The 3,614-nt window shown below is 53.7% G+C and carries 2 tRNA genes and 2 rRNA genes; all 4 read right to left on the reverse strand.

From position 1 onward, the window contains the following. Positions 1–100, reverse strand: a 5S ribosomal RNA gene (gene rrf / locus IC535_RS18630); the annotation flags it as partial. Positions 101–273: 173 nt separating this feature from the next. Beyond that, positions 274–3,154: ribosomal RNA gene (locus IC535_RS18635) — 23S ribosomal RNA — on the reverse strand. 229 nt (positions 3,155–3,383) lie between these two features. Further along, positions 3,384–3,460 (reverse strand) — tRNA-Ile (locus IC535_RS18640). A gap of 47 nt (positions 3,461–3,507) precedes the next feature. Beyond that, positions 3,508–3,583, reverse strand: a tRNA-Ala gene (locus IC535_RS18645). Positions 3,584–3,614 lie beyond the last annotated feature (31 nt).

Genomic DNA, 3,614 nt, shown 5'->3' on the forward strand with positions numbered 1-3,614 from the left:
ACTCTCGCATGGCTTAGGCCACACTACCATCGGCGCAGCTGCGTTTCACTTCCGAGTTCGGGATGGGATCGGGTGGTTCCACAGCGCTAATTTCACCAGGGAGGCTTTTGGAGTGTCGCCGCGGGTGTCGTGTCCTTGCAGGGAGCGGGCATGGGTATGCCTGCTTTGCAAAGAGACGCGCCTACAGCGCCTGCCTCTCGTTTGGTCTTGTGACGTAGCGTGCACTTGGGAATCTATCGACATGTCATGTCGGCCAAGGCAACTTGAGGTTATATGGTCAAGCCTCACGGATCATTAGTATCAGTTAGCTCAATACATTGCTGTACTTACACACCTGACCTATCAACCACATAGTCTATATGGTTCCTTCAGGGGGCTTGTGCCCCGGGAGATCTCATCTTGAGGCGCGCTTCCCGCTTAGATGCTTTCAGCGGTTATCGCTTCCGAACATAGCTACCCGGCAATGCCACTGGCGTGACAACCGGAACACCAGAGGTTCGTCCACTCCGGTCCTCTCGTACTAGGAGCAGCCCCTCTCAAATCTCCAACGCCCATGGCAGATAGGGACCGAACTGTCTCACGACGTTCTGAACCCAGCTCGCGTACCACTTTAAATGGCGAACAGCCATACCCTTGGGACCGACTACAGCCCCAGGATGTGATGAGCCGACATCGAGGTGCCAAACACCGCCGTCGATATGAACTCTTGGGCGGTATCAGCCTGTTATCCCCGGAGTACCTTTTATCCGTTGAGCGATGGCCCTTCCATACAGAACCACCGGATCACTAAGTCCTAGTTTCCTACCTGCTTGATCCGTCGATCTTGCAGTCAAGCACGCTTATGCCTTTGCACACAGTGCGCGATGTCCGACCGCGCTGAGCGTACCTTCGAGCTCCTCCGTTACTCTTTAGGAGGAGACCGCCCCAGTCAAACTACCCACCATACACGGTCCCCGATCCAGATTATGGACCTAGGTTAGAACGTCAAGCACGACAGGGTGGTATTTCAAGGATGGCTCCACCACAGCTAGCGCCATGGTTTCATAGCCTCCCACCTATCCTACACAGACGAACTCAACGTTCAGTGTAAAGCTATAGTAAAGGTTCACGGGGTCTTTCCGTCTTGCCACGGGAACGCTGCATCTTCACAGCGATTTCAATTTCACTGAGTCTCGGGTGGAGACAGCGCCGCTGTCGTTACGCCATTCGTGCAGGTCGGAACTTACCCGACAAGGAATTTCGCTACCTTAGGACCGTTATAGTTACGGCCGCCGTTTACTGGGGCTTCGATCAAGAGCTTCGCCTTGCGGCTGACCCCATCAATTAACCTTCCAGCACCGGGCAGGCGTCACACCCTATACGTCCACTTTCGTGTTTGCAGAGTGCTGTGTTTTTGATAAACAGTCGCAGCGGCCTGGTTACTGCGGCCCTCTTCAGCTATAGCTCGCATGAGCCACCAAAAAGGGCGCACCTTCTCCCGAAGTTACGGTGCCATGTTGCCTAGTTCCTTCACCCGAGTTCTCTCAAGCGCCTGAGAATTCTCATCCTACCCACCTGTGTCGGTTTACGGTACGGTCTGCGTAAGCTGAAGCTTAGGAGCTTTTCCTGGAAGCGTGGTATCAGTGACTTCGCCTTAAAGGCTCGTCTCGGTGCTCGGTCTTAAAGGATCCCGGATTTGCCAAAGATCCAAACCTACCGCCTTTCCCCCGGACAACCAACGCCGGGTACACCTAACCTTCTCCGTCCCTCCATCGCACTTACGCGAGGTGCAGGAATATTAACCTGCTTCCCATCGACTACGACTTTCGTCCTCGCCTTAGGGGCCGACTCACCCTGCGCCGATTAACGTTGCGCAAGGAAACCTTGGGCTTTCGGCGTGCGGGTTTTTCACCCGCATTATCGTTACTCATGTCAGCATTCGCACTTCCGATACCTCCAGCAGACTTCTCAATCCACCTTCAACGGCTTACGGAACGCTCCTCTACCGCGTACATATAAATATGCACACCCCAAGCTTCGGTTCACTGCTTAGCCCCGTTAAATCTTCCCCGCAGACCGACTCGACCAGTGAGCTATTACGCTTTCTTTAAAGGGTGGCTGCTTCTAAGCCAACCTCCTGGCTGTCTGTGCCTTTCCACATGGTTTTCCACTTAGCAGTGAATTTGGGACCTTAGCTGTGGGTCTGGGTTGTTTCCCTTTTCACGACGGACGTTAGCACCCGCCGTGTGTCTCCCATACAGTCCGTCTCGGTATTCGGAGTTTGCAATGGTTTGGTAAGTCGCGATGACCCCCTAGCCATAACAGTGCTCTACCCCCGAGAGGATACATATGAGGCGCTACCTAAATAGCTTTCGAGGAGAACCAGCTATCTCCGGGTTCGATTAGCTTTTCACTCCTAATCACAGCTCATCCCCGTCTTTTGCAACAGACGTGGGTTCGGGCCTCCAGTACCTGTTACGGCACCTTCACCCTGGCCATGACTAGATCACCCGGTTTCGGGTCTACTGCCCGCGACTATGCGCCCTTATCAGACTCGGTTTCCCTTCGCCTCCCCTATACGGTTAAGCTTGCCACGAACAGTAAGTCGCTGACCCATTATACAAAAGGTACGCAGTCACCCCTTGCGAGGCTCCTACTGCTTGTACGCACACGGTTTCAGGATCTATTTCACTCCCCTCTCCGGGGTTCTTTTCGCCTTTCCCTCACGGTACTGGTTCACTATCGGTCGGTCAGTAGTATTTAGCCTTGGAGGATGGTCCCCCCATGTTCAGACAGGGTTTCACGTGCCCCGCCCTACTCGTCTTCACTGGAGTGGCCCTTTTAAATACAGGGCTATCACCTTCTATGGCCAGCCGTTCCAGGCTGTTTTTCTAGAACCATTCCAGCTTAAGGGCTAGTCCCCGTTCGCTCGTCGCTACTCAGGGAATCTCGGTTGATTTCTTTTCCTCTGGTTACTTAGATATTTCAGTTCACCAGGTTCGCTTCCAGCAGCTATGTATTCACTGCAGGATACCCGCAAGCGGGTGGGTTTCCCCATTCGGACATTACCGGATCAAAGCTTGTTGCCAGCTCCCCGATACTTTTCGCAGGCTGCCACGTCCTTCATCGCCTCTGACCGCCAAGGCATCCACCGTGTGCGCTTATTCGCTTGACCATATAACCGCAAGTTGCCTCGGGTTACATATTGACCTGGGGGTACAAAGCCCAGATACGAAATATAACGACTCAATTAATAAGAAGACATTTAAGTCTTCCGCCTTAGCCTCACGACACGTCTAAGATAGAATCTCAAAACGCTCGCTACGTCACAAGTTTTAAAAGAACACGTACCGGCCACAATGCCGATCCGTAATAAATTCTTTGTATGCGCTGATCATTCAGAGTGGTGGGTCTGGGTAGACTCGAACTACCGACCTCACCCTTATCAGGGGTGCGCTCTAACCACCTGAGCTACAGACCCAATGTCCGTTCAGCTCATTGCGACCGCGTCGATAAACTCGCGGCCTGTGGTGGAGCCTGTCGGGATCGAACCGACGACCCCCTGCTTGCAAAGCAGGTGCTCTCCCAGCTGAGCTAAGGCCCCATATACGGGACTATCCACGCCGGCCAGGCCG

Source organism: Stenotrophomonas rhizophila (assembly GCF_020857975.1).
Taxonomy (GTDB): domain Bacteria; phylum Pseudomonadota; class Gammaproteobacteria; order Xanthomonadales; family Xanthomonadaceae; genus Stenotrophomonas; species Stenotrophomonas rhizophila_C.